At 66.7% G+C, this 18,135-nt stretch carries 14 protein-coding genes and 1 pseudogene; 7 read left to right on the top strand and 8 right to left on the bottom strand.

The features are described from left to right. The 3 genes from F813_RS0111355 to F813_RS0111365 all read right to left on the bottom strand — a co-directional run. Nucleotides 1-261: transposase family protein (locus tag F813_RS0111355; protein ID WP_017926661.1), on the bottom strand; the 261-nt coding region annotated here is incomplete at its 3' end. Between the two features lie 152 nt (nucleotides 262-413). After that, nucleotides 414-737, bottom strand: a complete 324-nt coding sequence (locus F813_RS0111360; RefSeq protein WP_012982100.1) for a cytochrome c — start codon at nucleotides 735-737, stop codon at nucleotides 414-416. Between the two features lie 61 nt (nucleotides 738-798). Then, nucleotides 799-2,160 carry a sulfite oxidase gene (locus F813_RS0111365; protein WP_017926662.1) on the bottom strand — a complete coding sequence of 454 codons (1,362 nt, stop codon included), beginning with the start codon at nucleotides 2,158-2,160 and terminating at the stop codon, nucleotides 799-801. Nucleotides 2,161-2,355: 195 nt separating this feature from the next. Between F813_RS0111365 and F813_RS0111370 the strand changes: the two genes are divergently transcribed. The 3 genes from F813_RS0111370 (at nucleotide 2,356) to F813_RS0111380 (ending at nucleotide 5,762) form a co-directional block, all read left to right on the top strand. Then, on the top strand, nucleotides 2,356-3,111 hold the full coding sequence (locus F813_RS0111370; protein WP_017926663.1) for an FKBP-type peptidyl-prolyl cis-trans isomerase: 756 nt from the start codon (nucleotides 2,356-2,358) through the stop codon (nucleotides 3,109-3,111). Then, complete coding sequence (locus F813_RS0111375; protein ID WP_017926664.1) at nucleotides 3,105-4,646, top strand: S10 family peptidase; 1,542 nt, start codon at nucleotides 3,105-3,107, stop codon at nucleotides 4,644-4,646. The genes F813_RS0111370 and F813_RS0111375 overlap by 7 nt, the downstream gene beginning before the upstream one ends. A gap of 63 nt (nucleotides 4,647-4,709) precedes the next feature. Next, on the top strand, nucleotides 4,710-5,762 hold the full coding sequence (locus F813_RS0111380) for a GTP-binding protein (protein ID WP_017926665.1): 1,053 nt from the start codon (nucleotides 4,710-4,712) through the stop codon (nucleotides 5,760-5,762). 71 nt (nucleotides 5,763-5,833) lie between these two features. Here F813_RS0111380 and F813_RS0111385 read toward each other — a convergent pair whose 3' ends face one another. The 5 genes and pseudogenes from F813_RS0111385 to F813_RS13700 all read right to left on the bottom strand — a co-directional run bounded on the left by F813_RS0111385 (nucleotide 5,834) and on the right by F813_RS13700 (nucleotide 14,111). Further along, nucleotides 5,834-6,613, bottom strand: a complete 780-nt coding sequence (locus tag F813_RS0111385) for a sulfite exporter TauE/SafE family protein (protein WP_012982095.1) — start codon at nucleotides 6,611-6,613, stop codon at nucleotides 5,834-5,836. A gap of 6 nt (nucleotides 6,614-6,619) precedes the next feature. Next, a complete protein-coding gene (locus F813_RS0111390; protein ID WP_012982094.1) occupies nucleotides 6,620-7,600 on the bottom strand; it encodes a M14 family metallopeptidase in 981 nt (326 codons plus the stop codon). Between the two features lie 76 nt (nucleotides 7,601-7,676). Then, nucleotides 7,677-11,582, bottom strand: a complete 3,906-nt coding sequence (locus F813_RS0111395) for an EAL domain-containing protein (protein WP_017926666.1) — start codon at nucleotides 11,580-11,582, stop codon at nucleotides 7,677-7,679. Nucleotides 11,583-11,602: 20 nt separating this feature from the next. Continuing rightward, a complete protein-coding gene (locus F813_RS0111400; protein ID WP_012982092.1) occupies nucleotides 11,603-12,037 on the bottom strand; it encodes a response regulator in 435 nt (144 codons plus the stop codon). Then, nucleotides 12,034-14,111: pseudogene (locus tag F813_RS13700) on the bottom strand (PAS domain S-box protein). Before F813_RS13700 ends, F813_RS0111400 begins: the two are co-directional and overlap by 4 nt. Before the next feature lie 267 nt (nucleotides 14,112-14,378). Between F813_RS13700 and hisI the strand changes: the two are divergent. The 4 genes from hisI to F813_RS0111425 all read left to right on the top strand — a co-directional run bounded on the left by hisI (nucleotide 14,379) and on the right by F813_RS0111425 (nucleotide 18,091). Next, on the top strand, nucleotides 14,379-14,822 hold the full coding sequence (gene hisI / locus F813_RS0111410) for a phosphoribosyl-AMP cyclohydrolase (RefSeq protein ID WP_026148265.1): 444 nt from the start codon (nucleotides 14,379-14,381) through the stop codon (nucleotides 14,820-14,822). After that, nucleotides 14,819-16,243 (top strand): cysteine--tRNA ligase, encoded by a 1,425-nt coding sequence (cysS, locus tag F813_RS0111415; RefSeq protein ID WP_017926670.1) that lies wholly within the window; start codon nucleotides 14,819-14,821, stop codon nucleotides 16,241-16,243. The genes hisI and cysS overlap by 4 nt, the downstream gene beginning before the upstream one ends. 2 nt (nucleotides 16,244-16,245) lie before the next feature. Continuing rightward, a complete protein-coding gene (locus F813_RS0111420) occupies nucleotides 16,246-16,902 on the top strand; it encodes a DUF1007 family protein (RefSeq protein ID WP_017926671.1) in 657 nt (218 codons plus the stop codon). Between the two features lie 70 nt (nucleotides 16,903-16,972). After that, the gene (locus F813_RS0111425; protein ID WP_012982087.1) at nucleotides 16,973-18,091 is read left to right on the top strand and encodes a nickel/cobalt transporter; all 1,119 of its coding nucleotides are present in this window, start codon (nucleotides 16,973-16,975) and stop codon (nucleotides 18,089-18,091) included. The last annotated feature ends 44 nt before the right edge of the window (nucleotides 18,092-18,135 follow it).

An 18,135-nucleotide genomic window follows, 5' to 3' on the forward strand; every position in this document is an offset into this window, starting at 1 on the left:
ACCGCAGTGCTCGCACCACACCCGGCGACGCGGCACCACCAGCACCACCCGGTACTCGAACAGGGGAAGATCCCGAACCCGCCGCAGCGTCGTCTCGTGCACCTGACGCGTCCGGTGGCCGCAGCGTTCGCAGTGCATCCACTGCCGCGTCGGCTTCAGGTGCAACTCCAGCGTGCCGCCCGCCTCGTCCGGCCATACCGCACGTTCCAGCCGATAGCCTTCCCAGCCGCCCAGCTTCTGCAGCGTCTTCTTGTCCAGCATCCCCCTCTCCCGTGTCCAACCCGGCTCCACGCGAGATTACGATGCCCTTCAGCGCACGAATACCTCCCCGGTATCCTTCGATGAACCATAAAAAAGGCGCCCCGCAGGGCGCCTGAAGATACTGCTCCTGACAGCGGAGCATCCGCTACGGCCTAGTCGCCGTAGCCGTGGTTCTCCACCAGGTAGTCCACGATCTGATCCCGCTGTTCATCGGTCAGCCAGGTCATGCCGTAGTCTTCCATGTCGTCCATGACCCAGTTCCAATCGTCGCGTGACAGGTTCTGGTTGGTCGCCTGACGGATGCCGTGGCAGGCCGCACAGGTCTGTTCAAACAATTCCTTGGTCGCCGAGACCTCGTCGGCCTTCTCTTCCTGGGCTTGTTGTTCTTCCTCGGAAATCGCCTCCTCGGCAACAACGGGCGAAGCCAGGGCCGCGAACGCCAACCCCAGTAGCGACAGCATTACAAAACGCTTCATGCGTACTCCATTCTGTTCAAAAGAAACCCGGGGCAAATAATGCCCCGGGTATGGAGGTTTGTCACGCAGCGACGGTGACCGGGATCTTGTGGACGATGTTGCCGTCGTAGCCACGCGGGTTCCATGGCTGGACGATGGGCTGGGTATTGCCCTTGTCGTCCACGGCGCGGGCCCAGATCTCGTAGTAGCCGCGATTCTCGAAGGACAGCTCCTTCTCGAAGTGCACCCAAGCGTACTTGTTGACCGGGTCGCCCTTGAGGTCGGCCTTCTCCCAGTTGAGACCAAAGTCGGTGGAGATCCAGACTTCCGCGACCTCGTCCTCGCCCGCCCAGGCATGACCGGTGACTTTGACGGTCTCGCCACGCTCCAGACCGGTATCCTTCTTCGGACCGGTAATCACGGACTTGATCAGCCACGGGCCGCCGACCTTCATGTCCTCTTCCGGCGGACGCTCGCCCGGGGCCACCGGGTACTTCGGCATACGGTAGGAGTAGCCGGTCATGCCGCGGCCATCGTGTTCCTGATCACGCAGGGTGATGTTGGTCAGCCACTTGTGCGAGCAGGAGCCGCACCAGCCCGGCACGACCAGGCGCACCGGGAAGCCATGGGCGGCCGGGATGTCTTCGCCGTTCATCTGATACGCCACGATGGTGTGCTCTTCCATGGCCTTGTCGATTGGCACGCCACGGGAAAACGGGCCGCGATCGCCCAGGATCGGCTCGTAGCCCTCGTGCGCGGTGTACACGGCGCTGTCTTTCACACCGGCCCGCTCGAGGATGTCCTTCAGCGGCACGCCGGTCCACTTGGCGTTGCCCACTGCACCGCGGTCCCAGGGGTTGCCACGCGGCTGCGGGTCGAAGTTGGCGCGACCGTTGCCACCGCACTCGATGTGCAGGACCAGGTCCTTGCTGTCCATGCTCTTCAGGTCGTCGAGACCGATCTCGAGCTCTTCGTGCACTTCGCCGTCGATCTTCAGCGACCAGCCATTCGGGTCGCGATCCAGCGCCTGCTGCGGGATCAGGTCGTTGTTACGCACAAAATGGCGGCTGGCCGGGGTGACCTCGTCCACCAGCAGGTGCGGCGGGGTCTCAACGTTCAGCGGGCGATCGTTGTGCACGATCAGGCCGTCTTCCTTGCCGGAGTCGGACATCGCAGCCTTGGCCTGCTCGTCCTCAAGGCCGTTCGCCTCGTCCGCCCAGGCAGCCGGGATCAGGCCACGCCCAAACAGGCCGCGCATCGCCGCGTCAGTGCCAGCACCAAAGCCGAACAGCGTCAGGGCAGCGCCGCCCACGCCCATGCGGCCCATGAAACGACGCCGGGAGACGGCTTCGTCAAAGATCTCGAGGGTCTGAGGGTCCGCCCCGGCGTCTTCCGTTACGCCACGCAGTCGGTCCCAGAACTGGTTTTCTTGTTTCTTGGTCATTATTGCTCCTCCGTCGCACGGATCCTTGCGGTTAAGATCCCTTCAACAAGGCCTTGTCGAACCGGGATCCATCACCCTTTTAGACCAAGTTCAAATACATTTCAAAGCGTTTTTTAGGGAATTTTGGAAGCAATTTTCTGGTCCTGTAAAAGCCCTCCTGTAAAACAAAAACTTGCACTTTATAAGGATAAAATGATGAAAGCGTGGTTTCTGTTCGCCCTGTTCCTGTTCCCAGCCTTCGCACTGGCCGACAGCCTCGAGATTCGCGACATCGAGGAGGGCGAGGGCCCCGAACTCGTACGGCACGACACCGCCCTGGTCCACTACGTTGGACGGCTCGAGGAAGACGGCTCCGAGTTCGACTCCAGCCGCGGCGGCCAGCCCTTGTCCGTGACCATCGGCTCCGGCCAGACGATCCCCGGCTTCGAGCAGGCGGTCAAAGGTATGCGCGAGGGCGGCAAACGCGAGGCGATCATCCCGCCGGAGCTGGCCTACGGCGAGCGCGGCGCCGGCAACATCATCCCGCCGAACGCCACGCTGCGTTTTGAATTGGAGGTCGTCGAGGTCCAGCGCGCCCCGTTCACCGGCCTGGACAACGAGGAACTGGCCGAGAAGCTCGACGAGGGGGTTACCATCGTCGATATCCGCCGCCCGGACGAGTGGGCCGAGACGGGCGTGGTGGAAGGCAGCCATCGCATCACCGCGTTCGAGGAAGACGGCAGCCTCAACCCGGAGTTCGGCCGCCAGTTCACCGCGCTGGTCGACTCCGACGACGAGGTGATCCTGATCTGCCGCGTCGGTAACCGCACGAGCGCGCTCGCCCAGGCCCTGTCGGAGGGGCTCGGCTACGACAAGATCTACAACGTGACCGACGGAATCATGGAATGGCTGGACGATGACCGTGTCGTACGCCATGACTGCCCCGATCACGAGGAGACCGCTCAATGCTGATAACGGCGCCGCAACGACGCCCGTTCAAACCCGCGCCTGCATCGCATACCGCCGCCAGCCCGCTCTACGGGCTGGCGTTCGGCCTGCTGATCGGCCCCGGGATGTCCGCCCCGCTGCTGGCGGACGAGACCGAACCAACGCCCCCCCTGCCCGATCCCGTGACCACCGAGCATTCGCTGGAGTTGCAGGACGGCAGCACGCTCGACTACCAGGCCACGGTCGGCTATGTCCCGCTGGGCGAGTCGATGGACGAACCCGACGCCCGGGTCTTCACCATCAGCTACACGGTGGACAGCGACGAAGATCGCCCGGTCACCTTCATGGTCAACGGCGGCCCCGGCGCGGCCTCGGCCTACCTGAACGTGGGCGGCCTGGGCCCACGGGTGCTGGAAACCGACGACCAGGGGCTCGCCGCCTCCACCCCGCCCCGGCTGGTCGACAATCCCAAAACCTGGCTGGCGTTTACCGATCTGGTCTTCATCGACCCGGTCGGGACCGGCTTCTCGCGCGTGATGGGTGGCGAAGCCGATCAGTACTACTCCCGTGACGGCGATCTGGCCGCGATGGAGGAAACACTGGAGCGCTGGCTGGACGAGCACGGCCGGCGTGGCGACCCGGTGTACCTGGCAGGCGAAAGCTACGGGGGCTACCGCGCCGCCGCGTTGCCGGCCCGCATCGCCAAGGGCTCCGGCATCAGCCTGAGCGGGACGGTGCTGATCTCGCCCGCGCTGGATTACGGCATGCTGGAACACGGTACTGCCCGCCCGATCGGCTGGGCCCTGAGCCTGCCGGCGATCACCGCCGCCGCGAAGGCACAAGGCCGCCTGGGCGACGATCCGCCCAGCCTGGACGAGGCCGAGGCCTTCGCCCTGGGCGACTACCTGCAGGGCCTGATCCACCCCGGGCAGATCGACGACGACTGGATCGACGAGGTGGCCCGCTTTACAGGACTGTCGCGCGACCGCCTGAAGGCCACGCGCGGGCGCATCACGCTGGACATGACCCAGCGCGGCCTGCTGATGGACGAAGGCCGACTGGTCAGCCTGTACGACGGCGGCATCGACAACCTCGACCCGGTACCCACGCACCTGCAGCCGCAAGCGGACGCCATCCTCGATGGCCTGACCGCCCCGCTTTCCACCGCGATGCTGGACCACCTGCGCAACACCCTGGACTGGGAACACGGGCACCAGTACCGCCTGCTTGCCCGCGACGTGTTCCGCGCCTGGGACTGGGAAGCCAGCGGCCGCGAGGGGCACTTCACCGCAATGGACGAACTGGCCACTGCCCTCTCACTCAACCGCGACTTCCGCATCTTCAGCGTGCACGGCGAGGCGGACCTGATCACGCCCTACTTCACCACCGAGTGGCTGCTGGGCCAGATCGCGTTCGCCGCCGGCGACGAGGCCGACTCGCGCATCATCCCGCGCGCCTACCCCGGCGGGCACATGCTGTACATGCGGGCGGACACCAACGAGGCCCTGTTCGACGATGCCGCGGCGTTCTATCAGGGCGAACTGCGCGCCGACGACTAAACCGAAACCGATCGCGTGGTGGACCCATGATCCGGGTCCGCCCGCCAACCAGGCCGACACCACATGACCACCCACCATGACATCCCCACCCACCTGGTGACTGGCTTTCTGGGGGTAGGCAAGACCACCACCATCCGCCAGTTGCTCGCGCTGCGCCCCGAGGGCGAGCACTGGGCCGTGCTGGTCAACGAGTTCGGCGAGATCGGGGTAGACGGCGGCCTGCTCGCGGATACCGGCGTCGCGCTGGAGGAGATCCCCGGCGGCTGTCTTTGCTGCGTCTCCGCGCAGATGTTCACCGTCGGCCTGAACCGGCTGATCCGCTCGCAGCACCCCGACCGCATCCTGATCGAGCCCACCGGGCTCGGGCACCCGGCCGAGATCATCCGCACCCTCACCCAGCCCCCCTACGATGGCGTGCTGGACCTGCGTGCCACGATCACGGTCATGGACGCCCGCCACCTGTCTTCGCCACGCCACCGCGAGCACCCGAACTGGAACGACCAGATCGCACTGGCCGATGTCCTGCTGGCCAACAAGGCCGACCTCTACAGCGAGGCGGATCGCGAGGCCCTGCAGGCGTTTGTGGCCGCTATGCCACCACCGCGACCGCTAGTGATCGAGACGACCCAGGGGCGCGTGGAATCGGCGTGGCTGGACCGCCCCCGGCTGGAACGCGGCGGGGCCCTGTTCCCGGAGGCCCGGGCCTTTCTGTCCACCGGTGACCAGCACGATCATGCCCACGATCACGACCATGGGCACGATCATGCGCCACACGAGCACGCGGACGAGCCGGTCACCATCGACACCCGTGGCGATGGTTATCTGGGTCGCAGCTGGCTGCTGCCCGAGGCACAGGCGCTCGATCACGCGGCGCTTGAGGCGCTGGTGAACGGCTTTACCGGAGAACGCCTCAAGGGCCTCGTGCGGACCGACCAGGGCTGGCAGCGCATCAACCGCGTGGACGACGATGGCGGTCTCGAAGCCATGGAAACGCCCGCCGCCGGGACCCGTCCCCGTATCGAGGCCATCCTTCCGGAGACCGATGCCCGGGCGCTGGATACCTTCGACCACGCCCTGCAACAGGCGCGCACCGGCCCTCAGCACACCACGCAATAAGCGTCCTCGGGGGTGGTCTGGTAAAACGATGCGATTCGCTATGCTCATTGCATCAACCCAACGCCAGAGAACTACCCCAGCCAGACCGGATCGACGAAGAAGAGCACCGTGGTACCGGCACCCACCAGCGTAACCAGGTGCCGATACCACGGTTCGGGCAGTACCCCCAGTAGCCCGATCCCGACCCGTGCACCGAGAATAGCCCCAGCCCCGACGGCCAATAGCCCGGTCGCAACCACCTGCCCGCCCGCCACAAACACCACGACGGCAATCAGCGTCAGCACCGTGGAGAGCAGGTTCTTCAGGGCATTGGCCTGCGCCAGATCGCTCATCCCCTGGCCCCGCAGGATCGCCAGCAGCAGGATGCCGACCCCGCCGTTGAAATAGCCACCGTAGACACAGCCGAGCCCCGCGCCCGCCACCCGGACCAGTGCCGGGTGGGCCACATGGGCCGCACGACGTTGCAGCCACGGACCCAGCGCGAACAGCAGTGTCGCCAGCAACAGCAGCCAGGGGACGAAGGCCCGAAAACGCGCGTCGCCCGTCAGCAGGAGCAGGGCCGCGCCCAGCGCCCCGCCTAGCGCACCCACGACCAGGAACAGCGCCAGCAGGCGCATGCCCAGATCCCGCCAGAGAATGCGCAGGCGCCGGTGATCGACGAGCAGGCTGGCCGCATACCCGGGCAGCAATGCGGCGGTCCCGGTGGCATTGGCCGCCACCGGCGGGACACCCACGGCCATCAGGGCCGGCAGCGTAAGAAAGCTGCCGCCCCCGGCCAGGGCATTCAAGGCACCGGCGAAAAACCCGGCCGCAAACAGTAGTGCAGCAACGCCGGAAAGGGCGAACTCCACGAAGCGTCAGACCACGCGACGGTCACTGAACTCGGCGCGATAGAACCACTCGTTACCCGGCAGAGAGCCGGGGTTGGGGAACACGATGAAGCCGTCGGCCGGCGCCTTCACCTCGGTCCCGTCCGCTCGAACACCGATCACATCACCCTCGTGCAGGGGATCGAAGCTCTTCCACTCGCGAACGAACCGGTCATCGGGGTGGTCGCGGTCGATCACCTCAACCAGGCGCAGGACCTCCGGATCGTCCTGCCCCGGCGTGGCCGGGGCCTCGATCATGCCGAGATGAGCCAGCGTATTGAGGATCGCGTTGTAGGCGATCACAGGGGCCTGCGGGTCGTCGTGCTGGCCGCATTCCAGCGTCACCCCGTAACCGCCCTGCGAACGCATGTACTCGGTGGTGCCGATGCCGTAGCTGGGATCGGTGGAGAGCATCTGTGCGCGGTGGCTGGCATTCGGGTTCTTCATGCGCCGGGCGACCCCGCGCGCGTAGGTATCCAGCCAGCCCTCGACCATGCGCCGCGGGCCCAGGCAGGCGGCCAGGGCTTCCTCCTCGCCGGCGCGGGTGAAACCCTCCAGCCCGCCCTCGTTGTTCCGCGGGCCGAGCATGATGAACGGCTGACCGCCGGTATGAAACGAGTGCAGATCCAGCAGGACGTCGTGGGCCGCCAGCAGCGGGCACAGTACATTGGCAATGCGGTCCTCGAAGTCCTGCGGGTCCTCGGTCACGCGCAGGTTGCGGTTCAGGTTGCGTTCACCCATGCGCTGCCCCAACTGGTAGGCCAGCGGGTTCGTGCGCGGCACCAGCGTCAGCGTCCCGCACTGCAGGCGGCGCGCGCCGCTCTCCAGCTCGTCATGCAGCCGCTCGGCCGCCTGCGTACCGCAAGTCTCGTTGCCATGCACCGCCCCCAGCACGATCAGCCGCGGCCCCGGGGTCAGGCCGTGAAAGGTCAGGGAACGCATGGCGGTGGGATGCGGCTGGGACGACATAACGACAGCTCCGGCGAACGGGGAATCAGCCCGCCATTGTACGCCCGCACCCCGCGAGCGCGAGTCTGACGTCGCCTCAGACGGGCGATGTCACCCGCCTCGCGACCCACTCCAGCAGTTGCTCGGGCGGCAGCGCGGGGCTGTACAGATAGCCCTGCCCGAACTCGCAGCCATGCTCGATCAGAAAGCGAGCCTGCGCCTCGTTCTCCACACCTTCGGCGATGACCTCCAGCTGCAGGTTGCGCGCCATCGCGATGATGGTGGATGCGATCAGCCGGTCAGTACTCTCTTCGTCCACCCGGTCCACACCGTCGACGAAACGACGATCGATCTTCAGCACATCCAGCGGGAAGGTCTGCAGCACGGCGAGCGACGAATACCCGGTACCAAAATCGTCGATGGCCACCCGTACGCCCAGCGACTTCAGGGCCTTGAGCCGCGTCACGGCCTGATCCCCCTGCTGCATCAGGCCGGTCTCGGTGATCTCGAACTCCAGCTGACGGGCAGGAAACCCCGTCTCCTCGAGTATCGCACGCACCTGTTCCACCAGGTTGCCACGCCGCAACTGCACCGGGGACAGATTGACCGACATCACCAGGTCCGGACTCACCTGGTCGAGCAGTTCGCAACCCTGGCGGCAGGCCTCGCGCAGCACCCATTCTCCAAGGGGGACCACCAGCCCGGTCTCCTCCGCGATCGGGATGAAGCGATCCGGGCGGATGCTCTCGCCCGACTCGGTACGCCAGCGCACCAGGGCCTCGACCCCGGTGACCTTGCCATCAGCGAGCCGCACCTGTGGCTGAAAATGCACCGCCAGCTCGTCATTCCCCTCGTTCAGGGCATGCCGCAGACGGTTCTCCAGATCCAGCCGCTCGCTGGCCGCCTGGGTCAGATCCTCGGTATAGAAACTCCAGGTCTCGCGACCCAGCGCCTTGGCGTGGTACATCGCCGCGTCGGCATGCTGTATGAGATCCACCACCGTATCGCCATCCGCCGGGAAGCGGCTGACGCCGATACTGGCGTTGACATAAACCACCTGCCCATCGTCCAGAACGAAGGGGCGCTGCAGCACCTCGAGCAGTGTCCGGGCCTGCGTCTCCGCCATCTCGTGCGTGTCGGCGGACTCGAGGACCGCAAGGAACTCGTCCCCTCCCAGCCGCCCGAGCAGGTCCGGGCTCTCCAGCACATCGGCCAGGCGTCGCGCGACCTCCAGCAACACCCGGTCACCAATCGAATGTCCAAGACTGTCATTCAGGGTCTTGAACCGGTCCAGGTCCAGGCAGAGAACGGCCAGGCCGCGGCGCTCCGCGCGCGCCCGTTCGAGCGCACGTCCAAGCAATGTCTGCAACTGGCTGCGGTTGGGCAGGTCGGTCAGCGAGTCATGCTGGGCGAGATACTCCAGCTCGTTCTGAGAGCGCTTGAGCGCGGACAGGTCCGTCAGCACCCCCGCGTAGTACTGCGGCTCGCCCCCCTCATCACGCACCACATCCAGACTCAGCCACTGCGGATGGGTCTCGCCGGTGTACCGGCGATTCCAGACCTCGCCCTGCCAGTGCCCGGTGGCCCCCAGGGTCGCCCACATCTCGCGGTAGAACTCGGCGTCGTGCCGCCCCGACTTCAGGAACCGCGGGTTTCGGCCCAGGGCATCGTGCTCGGAAAAGCCGCTAATCTCGGTGAACGCGGGATTGACCGCGACGATGCGGGCCGACAGGTCAGTGATCAGGATTCCGTCGCGGGTACTCTGGAACACGGCCGCCAGACGGCGCAGCCCCGTCAGCGCACGCCGGCGTTCCAGCGCAGCCCCGAGGTTCGCAGCGACGATGCGGGCCATGTGCTCGTCCGTCGCACCCCAGGTCCGTCCCTGGCGCACCCGGTCCAGCCCGACCAACCCCCGATACTCCCCGCGCACGTACAACGGCGCCAGGAGCAACGCGCGGGTCTGGACCGACTCGAACAGTTCCCTCTCGCCATCCGGCAAGTCGGCGATCCGGGTCTGGATCACCTCCCCCGCCCGCAAGCGTTCATCCCAGTGTGGCAGCACGGACTCGAGGCTCAGGTGGCGCAGGCTGGGTGGACGGATCGGAGGCTCCCCCTCGGGGTTTACCCAGAAGAACCGGTGCTGCTCCAGGGTCTCACGCTCGGAATCAGGCCCGGCATCCATCAGCACGTAAGTGCGATCGGCGCCCGTGACCCGCCCCAGCTCGCCCAGCAGACGACTCATCACGACGGACGGGTTTTCATTGCGCAGCAGGTTCAGGCTCAGGCCTGCAGCGGCCTCCAGTGACCGCTCGCGCTGTTCCAGCGCCTGCCAGGCCCGCAGCTTCTGCACCGCCAGCGCGGCCAGACGCGCAAACTCCTCGAGCTGATCGCGTTCCTCCGGACGCGGCAGTCGCGCATCGGCCAGGTAGACCGCAAACGTCCCCAGCACATGTCCGTCAGCGTCGCGAAAGGGAAACGACCAGCAGGCTCGAAACCCGGCCTGTGCCGTCGCCTCTTCCAGCCCGGACCAGTAGGGGTGCGACTGCGTATCCTCGACCAGCACCGGCTGGCCGGACCAGGCCGCCGTACCACAGGACCCGACCCCGTCGGCCACCGGAATCGGGCTGGTCACCGACCGCAGGGCCTCCGGTATGCGCGGACCGGCCGCGCCCACCAGTTGGTCTCCATCTGCGTCCACCAGCATCACACAGCCATGCAGGTCCGGATTCAGGGACTCCAGCCCCAGCACCAGATCCTCCAGCAGTGCGGGATCGCGCTCTCCGGTGGCGATCCGGTCCAGGATGTTCGCCCGGATCTCCTGAATACGCTGGTTGCGCACGCGTTCGGTGACGTCGATCAGCGTGCCGGTGAATGGCCGCTCGTCGCGCTCGGACTGCCGAGCACGCAGTCGCAGTTCGCACCAGCGAATCCCACCTTCACGACTTTGCAGACGCACCTCGCCAATGCCGCGTGTCTCGCCGGTCTCCAGTACCTCGCGAACAAGCTCGCCGACGCGTCCCCGGTCTTCCGCCACCACGAAGTCGACCAGCGGCCGCCCGAGGGTCTGTTCCAGCACAAACCCGGTGATTTCGGACCAGGCGGGATTGGCAAAGACCCAGCGCCCCTGCTGATCCAGATGAAAAAATACATTGCCCGCCTGATCAATCACCTCGCGGTAGCGGCGCTCACTCGCCGCCAGGGCGGCACGCTCGCGGCGCAGGCGGGCGTGTACATGAACCTGGTCGAGTACGGCGGGCAGGCCCTTGAGGTACCCCTCGCTTTTCAGCACGTAATCGTCCACGCCCATACGCAGGGCCCGGGCGGCCAGCTCCTCGGTGCCCTGCCCGGTCAGCAGCACGACGGGCAGATCCAGTCCGCGTTCATGGCGGACGATACGCGCCAGCTCCAGGCCATCCATCGCGGGCAGCCGGTAATCGACCAGCAAGAGATCCAGCGCCAGGGGTTCCTCCGGCGAGGTCGGCAGGACCGCCAGCGCGGCCTCGGCCGTGCGTTGCACCGTGAGGTGGATATTCGGGGCGCGCCGCGCCAGCTCGCGACGCGCCAGGCCGATATCGAACTCGTTGTGTTCGACATACAGGACCGCCAGCGGCTCGCGCGCGTCCGCCACACGCAGATTTCGGTACGACCGCGCATCGACGATCCGCGCGGGAAGCCGTTCGAGATACCCTTCGGCCTTGGTCAGGTAGTCGTCCGCCCCGGAGCGGAAGGCCGCGATGACCGTCTCCTGCTCGCCATGCCCGGTCAGGACGATCACCGCCTCGGGGCGCCCCTGGTCGCGCAGCTCGGCCACCAGATCCAGCCCGTTGCCATCCGGCAGACGCAGGTCCACCAGCACACAATCGAACGTCTGGTCTGCCAGTGCTTCGCGCGCCCCTGCGAGGGTGTCCGCCACGGCGACCTGAGCCGAAGGGACGCCGCGCTCGATGGAACGGCGCTGCAGATCGGCATCGGCCGCCTGGTCTTCGACCACGAGTACATGCATAGGGGGATTCCGTCAGGGCGTCAGCGTGGGTGCTGGTTCAGCAGACACCAGTACAGTTCGACGTGTTCGGCGACCTCCATGAACTTTGTGAAGTCGACCGGCTTCACAATGTAGGAGTTGGCCCCGGCATCGTAGGCGGTATGGATATCGCGATCCTCACTGGACGAGGTCAGCATTACCACCGGGATACGCCCGAACTCCGGGTGTGCCCGCACCGCGCGCAACACCTCCAGGCCACTGATCTTCGGGAGCTTGATATCCAGCAGTATCACGGCGGGTGGTTCCTGCTCGCCGGACTCCCAGCGCTGCAGACAAGCCAGGGCCTCCTCGCCGTCGCGGGCGATCTCCAGCGGGTTGGCCAGGTTCCGGCGGTCAAAGGCCCGCTGCATCAGATCGATGTCCACGGGGTTGTCTTCGACCACCAGGATGGCCGGCTGACGGGCGTTCGGACTCATAGGGGAAGCTCCAGTCGGAAGGTGGCGCCGGCATCGGGGCGCCCTTCGCACTCGATGCGGCCCCCAAAACGCTGCAATGCCCGGCGCACCAGGGCCAGGCCCACCCCGGTACCCGGGTAGTCCTCGGCCCGGTTCAGGCGCTGGAAGATCTCGAAGATGCGTTCCTGAAATGCCATGTCGAATCCAATCCCGTTGTCGCTCACGGCCACGTGGAGCATCTCGCCCCGGGGTTCGGCCGTCACCGCAATGCGCGGATCTTCGCGCGGAGCGCTGAACTTCAGGGCATTGTCGATCAGGTTGCGCAAGGCCAGCGAAAGCCCGTCCGGATCGGTCTGCAGTTCGAGGTCCGGTGGCACATCGACGGCAATCTCGGCACGTTCACGCAGTGCGGGATCAAGGCCGTCGAGCACCTCCTCGATCAGCGGTTGCAGACGCACACCGCGTTGTTCCAGGGGACGGCGTTCCATCCTCGAGTAGTCGAGCAGGTCACCGATCAGCTCGTTCATCTGCGCGACCCCGGCCCGGATGTTGCGGATGAACATCTGGCCTTCCGCATCCAGCACATTGCCGTAATCGGACTCCAGCAGCTGGCTGTAGCCGTCGATGCCTCGCAGAGGTGCCTTGAGGTCGTGCGAGACGGCATAGGAAAACGATTCCAGCTCCTGGTTCGCTGCCTCCAGGGCTGCTGTACGCTCGCGTACCCGGGCCTCCAGCTCGGCATTGAACTGCCGCAGCTCGCCCTCCGCCTGCTGCAGGTCCGTGATGTCCAGCATGGTCCCCTGTACGGCGTGCAGACCATCGTCACGCTCGACCACGGAATCCACCGTCAGACTGAACCAGCACTCGCTCCCGCGCGAAGGGTGGCGGCGCAGCCGGAACCGCTGACCGGTGCCCTCGTGGCCCGGCGAAAGGTGACGCAGCACGTCCTGCAGCGGTTCCACGTCGCCGGCATCGGGGTCGAACTGTACCTCCCAGACATCGCCCAGGCTCGGCGTATAGCGTTGCGGGTCCAGGCCCATCAATTCATACAAATAATCGGACCACCACAACTGCCCGGTCTCGATGACGTAGTCCCAGGAACCCAGACCCGCATGGCGCTCGGCATGGGTCAGGCGGTCCATCTGCCGGTTCAGGGCCTGCTCGGCCTTCTTGCGCGGTTCGATGTTACGCAGGGTCACCAGCAGCAGGCGCTCGTCGGCGATCTCGGTCGCCTGCAGGTTCGCCTCCACCCAGAAAGCGTGGCCGTCGCGGTGGCGCGCGCGCCATTCGAACACGATCTGCTCGCCCCGCCGTGCACGGTCAATCAGGGCCTGCTGGCGCTCGACCTCGTATCCGGGCTCGCGGGCGCTGAGATCCGTGACGGTGCAGCGCAGGATCTCCTCACGCTCGTAGCCATACATGGCCAGCGCCGCGGCGTTCGCTCCGACAAAGGCGCCCGTCTCGAAGTCCTGCAGCAGGATGCCCTCCTGCACATTGTCGAAGATGGCGCGAAAGCGCTTCTCACTGTCGCGGAGATTGCGCTCGGCCTGCACCCGTTCGGTCACAGGCCGTGAAAGCGGCGAACCTCGCCAGTCGGATCTCGCTCCAGCCAGGTCCGGTCCTCGACCCAGATCCAGTGCCCACCGCCCACATCCAGGCGGTAGTACTGCAGATACTCGTCCGGCCCGCGCTCCATGTGCCGGGACACGTCCTCGACGATGGCCTCGCGGTCTTCGGGATGAATCCTCTGGGAATAGTCGGCCGCACCGGACAATAGCGCCTCCGGCTCGATCCCCCAGCGCCGCACGTTCGGGGAGACATACACCACGGGCCAGCCCGGCCGCGCGGCCCACTCGATGGTGACCACCGGCGAGCGATTGACCACCTCGGTCAGATAGCGCGCTTCGGCCGAGGCCCGGTCACGGGCCGCGAGCACCCAGTACAGCAGCAGGAACAGCACGACCGCGGTCACGCTGACATAGAGAAAACCCTTGACCGTCTGCAGCCAGCCCAGCATCTGGACGTCATCCACCAGCCACAACAACGCCTGATCGGACAGCCCGATCCAGAGCAGTCCGGCCGCCAGATAGACCAGCGCCACCCAGCTGGCCGTGCGCCAGGCGCTGAGCGCCTTGCCGGTGGATGGGCCCCTATCCCGTGCCTCGCGCTCCAACCCATTCCCCTGCCCGCGCGGAAACCCGCTTGTGTATTGCTACTTTAGTCTGAGAATCCGCCACCCGCGCCGGGGTTGCAAGAACGATCGACGCACGCGCCTGACGGGCCCTTTCACCACGCGCGTTGATGTGCTCATCACGAGCGCAGGATGGTACCCTTGGCGCTGGTTTCCGCTATGCCGGCGTACATGTTCAAGACACTGGAAAAAGCCTCGCTCAACACCCGCCAGCCAGCCGCCGAGGTGCTGGAAAACCTCAAGCTGAATCCGGACGGCCTGATCCCCGCGATCGCCCAGCAGTTCGACAGCGGCGAGGTCCTGATGATGGCCTGGATGAACCGCGAGGCGCTGGACGAGACCCTGCGCACCGGGCGCGTGTGCTACTACTCGCGCTCGCGCCAGGCGCTGTGGCGCAAGGGCGAGCAGTCGGGTCAGGTGCAGCAGCTGCAGTCCCTGCACCTGGACTGCGACGGCGACACCATCCTGCTGAAGGTCGACCAGACCGGTCCCGCTTGCCATACCGGCCGGCGCAGCTGCTTCTACGTGCAGGTGGACAACGACGAGGTCGTGATCACCAGCGACCCGGAGATCGCCCCCGAGACCCTGTACGGCCACAAGGACGACCCGCAATGAGCACCACCCCCGGTCGCGAGCTGATCCTGCACAACACGCTCGGCGGGCGTGACGAGCCCTTTCGTCCGCAGGACCCCGAGCGCGTCACGCTCTATGTCTGCGGCCCCACCGTGTACAACCGGGTGCACGTGGGCAATGGCCGCCCGGTGGTGGTGTTCGACGTGCTCTTTCGCGTACTGCGCGAGCTCTACGGCCCGGAGCACGTGATCTATGCGCGCAACATCACCGACGTCGACGACAAGATCAACAAGGCCGCGGCGGAGAACGGCGAGCCGATCGCCGCGCTGACCGAACGCTACACCCGGGCCTTCCACGAGGACATCGCCGAGCTGGGCACGCTGCCACCGACCCTCGAGCCGCGCGCCACCGATCACATCCAGCCGATGATCGAGCTGATCGAACGGCTGATCGAGCGCGGCCATGCCTACCCGGCCGAGGGGCACGTGCTGTTCGACGTCACCTCCTACCCGGACTATGGCGCGCTGTCCGGGCGCACGCTGGAAGACATGCAGGCCGGCGCCCGGGTCGAGGTCGCCCGCTACAAGCGCCACCCCGGCGACTTCGTGCTGTGGAAGCCGGCCGCCGAGGGCGAACCGGGCTGGGACAGCCCCTGGGGCTATGGCCGCCCCGGCTGGCACCTCGAATGCACCGCGATGATCCGCAGCCACCTGGGCGCAATGATCGACATCCACGGCGGCGGGCACGATCTCGTGTTCCCCCACCACGAGAACGAGATCGCCCAGGGCTGCGCGGCGGAGGGCTGCACCGAGCACGGCACGTACTACGCCCGTTACTGGGTGCACAACGGGCACGTGACCATCGACGGCGAGAAGATGTCCAAGTCGCTGGGCAACTTCCAGCTGCTGCATGACCTGCTGCAGGCCTGGCCAGGCGAGGTCCTGCGCATGGCGCTGCTGTCGCGCCACTACCGCGCGCCACTGAATTTCTCCGAAGACACCCTGACCCAGTCGCGCAATGCCCTGAACGGGCTCTATCGCGTCCTGCGCGATCACGCCGATGTCGAACCAGCACCCGTAAACGCCGCCGACACGCCGGTGTTCACCGCCCTGCTCGACGACCTGAACACTCCCGGGGGCATCACCGCCCTGCACCGCCTGGCCGATGCCCTGGCCGCGGCCGGCGACCCGGCCGAACGCGCCCGCCTGAAAGGCGAACTGACAGCCGGCGCCGGGCTTCTCGGGTTGCTGCAGCAGGACCCGACGGCCTGGTTCCAGGGGGATGGCGAGGACCCCGAGCTTGCCGCCTGGGTGGAGGAACGCATCGCCGCGCGGCAGGCCGCGCGCAAGAACCGCGACTTTGCCACCGCCGACGCCATCCGCGACGAGCTCACCGCCCGCGGGATCGAACTCGAGGACACCCCGGAGGGGACACGCTGGCAGCGCAGCGGGAGCGTCGCCTGAACATGGGCCGACGCCTCATCCGGCGACTCCTGCTGGGCCTGGCGCTGCTGATCCCGGGCCTTGCCCTGGCACACCCCCACGCCTGGATCGACCTGCGCGTGGGGCTGGTGTTCGACGACGACGGCCAGCTGGAGCGCATGCAGCAAGCCTGGCTGATCGATCCGACCTACAGCCACATGCTGCTGGAAGAGATGACCCGGGACCTGGAAGGTGATATCGGGATCGAGGAGGCGCTGGATCGGGTGGCCGAGCGCATGCTGGAAAACCTGGCTGCCTACGACTACTTCACCGAACTGCACCACGACGACGCGGAGATCGCGGTCCCCCGGGCGGAAAACGCCCGGCTCTCGCTGGAGGATCGACGGCTTTATCTGCGCTTCGACCTGCCGCTGGCCGAACATGACCTGGAAGACGCCAACGGCTTCACGTATCGCGTGTTCGACCCGACCTACTGGATCGAGGTCCTGCATGATGCGGACGACGTGGTGCATATCGAAAATCGCCAGGGCTGCGAGGTGCAGATCGAAGAGGCGCGCCCGGACCCGCAGTTGATGCGCTATGCCGCCACCCTGGAACGCCAGGACCGCAGTCCTGTCGACAATCTCGGACGCTACTTCGCCGAGACCGCCACCCTGCAGTGCCGGAACCGTTCGGACTGAGCGCGACCACACAGGATTAGAACGAAAAACCGTTCGATGAATCCGCAGGACAGCGTTATAGTGTAACGATATGATCGTCGCCCCCGCCCATCGACTGAACGGCCTCGCTGCTGCCCTGATTCTCCTGACCCTGGGGCTCTCCCTGTTGCTGGGTGCTTTCAGCGCCCACGCCGGCGAATCGGCCCATCCGCTGGGTGGCGGCGCCCCCGCGGGCGAGGCCGAGGAAAGCCCGTCCCCGCCGGATGCCACCACCGGACCCATGCCCGAAACGCTGGCCAAGCCCCCCGGAGCGCTCGAGCGCGTCACCGCCTGGATGCTCCAGACCCAGCGCCAGTTGCATCGCGACCTGACCCAGGGACTGCATGCCCTGCGCGACGCCCCCACCGCCCAGACGGCCGGCGCCCTGATCCTGATCAGCCTGCTGTACGGCATCTTCCACGCGGCCGGCCCGGGACATGGCAAGGCCGTGATCAGCGCCTATCTGCTGACCCAACCCCAGAACCTGAAGCGCGGCATCCTTCTCTCCACCGTCTCGGCGCTGGCCCAGGGGGTCACGGCCATCGTGCTGGTCGGGGTGCTAATCGGCCTGCTCGGCTGGCTGGCACGCGATACGCTGGGCCAGGTGCGCACCCTGGAGATCGCCAGTTTTGCGCTGGTCGCCCTGCTGGGCATCTGGCTGATGCTGCGCGCCCTGCGCCATGCCTGGCGCCTGCACAAGGCCCATGCCCAGGCCCGCGCTGAGGCCCGGCACAACCACGGGCACACAGACCACCACCATGATCACCATCACACTCACGACGACCACTGCGGTTGCGGCACCCCGCATCATGTCGACCCGAACCACAGCGGGACCTGGTGGGGCACGGTCGCGGCCGTGGGCATCCGCCCCTGTTCCGGCGCGGTGCTGATCATGGCGGTCTCGGCGGCCCTGGGCCTGGCCTGGGCCGGCGTGCTGGCCGTACTCGCCATGTCGCTGGGGACCGCAGCCACGGTATCCGTTCTGGCCACGCTGGCCGTCTCCGCACGCGACTGGACCCGCCGCTGGCTGGGCCCGACCCGCGTCGGCCGCCTGACCTACGTGGGCCCGGCCTTCGGGCTCGCCGGCGGCGGCATCATCGCACTGATCGGCATCAGCCTGGTGATCGGGGCCGCCGCCTACCGGCCCGCCGCCCACCCGCTGGGACTGTAGAACGCCACAGACGCCAAGGTTGCCGCACGGGTCCGGGTCCTCTA

The organism is Thioalkalivibrio sp. HL-Eb18 (assembly GCF_000364985.1).
Classification (GTDB): Bacteria; Pseudomonadota; Gammaproteobacteria; order Ectothiorhodospirales; family Ectothiorhodospiraceae; genus Thioalkalivibrio.

What these genes read in the sequence shown, in the direction of transcription:
- F813_RS0111360 (WP_012982100.1), bottom strand. Translation starts at nt 737, where the DNA reads ATGAAGCGTTTTGTAATGCTGTCGCTACTGGGGTTGGCGTTCGCGGCC.
- F813_RS0111365 (WP_017926662.1), bottom strand. Translation starts at nt 2,160, where the DNA reads ATGACCAAGAAACAAGAAAACCAGTTCTGGGACCGACTGCGTGGCGTA.
- F813_RS0111370 (WP_017926663.1), top strand. Translation starts at nt 2,356, where the DNA reads ATGAAAGCGTGGTTTCTGTTCGCCCTGTTCCTGTTCCCAGCCTTCGCA.
- F813_RS0111375 (WP_017926664.1), top strand. Translation starts at nt 3,105, where the DNA reads ATGCTGATAACGGCGCCGCAACGACGCCCGTTCAAACCCGCGCCTGCA.
- F813_RS0111380 (WP_017926665.1), top strand. Translation starts at nt 4,710, where the DNA reads ATGACCACCCACCATGACATCCCCACCCACCTGGTGACTGGCTTTCTG.
- F813_RS0111390 (WP_012982094.1), bottom strand. Translation starts at nt 7,600, where the DNA reads ATGTCGTCCCAGCCGCATCCCACCGCCATGCGTTCCCTGACCTTTCAC.
- F813_RS0111395 (WP_017926666.1), bottom strand. Translation starts at nt 11,582, where the DNA reads ATGCATGTACTCGTGGTCGAAGACCAGGCGGCCGATGCCGATCTGCAG.
- F813_RS0111400 (WP_012982092.1), bottom strand. Translation starts at nt 12,037, where the DNA reads ATGAGTCCGAACGCCCGTCAGCCGGCCATCCTGGTGGTCGAAGACAAC.
- hisI (WP_026148265.1), top strand. Translation starts at nt 14,379, where the DNA reads ATGTTCAAGACACTGGAAAAAGCCTCGCTCAACACCCGCCAGCCAGCC.
- cysS (WP_017926670.1), top strand. Translation starts at nt 14,819, where the DNA reads ATGAGCACCACCCCCGGTCGCGAGCTGATCCTGCACAACACGCTCGGC.
- F813_RS0111420 (WP_017926671.1), top strand. Translation starts at nt 16,246, where the DNA reads ATGGGCCGACGCCTCATCCGGCGACTCCTGCTGGGCCTGGCGCTGCTG.
- F813_RS0111425 (WP_012982087.1), top strand. Translation starts at nt 16,973, where the DNA reads ATGATCGTCGCCCCCGCCCATCGACTGAACGGCCTCGCTGCTGCCCTG.